The organism is Cupriavidus laharis (assembly GCF_914271435.1).
GTDB classification, from domain to species: Bacteria; Pseudomonadota; Gammaproteobacteria; order Burkholderiales; family Burkholderiaceae; genus Cupriavidus; species Cupriavidus laharis.
Genome location: NZ_CAJZAI010000050.1, coordinates 1 through 875 on the forward strand (window position 1 = coordinate 1; position 875 = coordinate 875).

The window sequence follows — 875 nt, forward strand, 5'->3', positions numbered from 1 at the left end:
GTCGCCGCCACCTGCCGCCGGCTGGGCATCCGCACCGTCGCGGTGTACTCGGACGCCGACGCCGATGCCCGCCACGTCGCCTTCTGCGACGAAGCCGTGCATATCGGCGGCGCCGCCGCGCGCGACAGCTACCTGCGCGCCGACCATCTCATCGAGATGGCGAAGGAAACCGGTGCCCAGGCGATCCACCCCGGCTACGGCTTCCTCTCCGAGAACGAGGCCTTTGCCGAGGCCTGCGCCGCGGCGGGGCTCGTTTTCATCGGCCCGCCGGCCTCGGCCATCCACGCGATGGGCAGCAAGAGCGCGGCCAAGCAACTGATGGAAAAGGCCTCGGTGCCGCTGGTGCCCGGCTACCACGGCGAGGATCAGAATCCGGGCTTGCTGCGTAGCGAGGCCGACCGCATCGGCTATCCGGTGCTGCTCAAGGCCAGCGCCGGCGGCGGCGGCAAGGGCATGCGCGTGGTGGAGTCGGGCGATGCGTTCGAAGCGGCGCTTGCCTCGGTCAAGCGCGAGGCCTCGGCCAGTTTCGGCGACGACAAGGTGCTCGTCGAAAAATACCTGACCCGCCCGCGCCATATCGAGATCCAGGTCTTTGCCGATACCCACGGCAACTGCGTCTACCTGTTCGAGCGCGACTGCTCGGTGCAGCGCCGCCACCAGAAGGTGCTGGAAGAAGCGCCCGCGCCGGGCATGACCGAGGAACGCCGCTGCGCGATGGGCGAGGCTGCCGTGGCGGCAGCGAAGGCCGTCGGCTATGTCGGCGCCGGCACGGTCGAGTTCATCGCCAACCAGGACGGCTCGTTCTATTTCATGGAGATGAACACGCGCCTGCAGGTCGAGCATCCGGTCACCGAGATGATCACGGGGCAAGACCT

The 875-nt window shown here is 68.5% G+C and carries 1 protein-coding gene; it reads left to right on the plus strand.

Translation table 11 applies throughout. The features are described 5' to 3' along the window. The coding region (locus LDO29_RS28075; protein WP_224082985.1) for an ATP-binding protein at positions 1 to 875 on the plus strand (875 nt) is incomplete at both ends.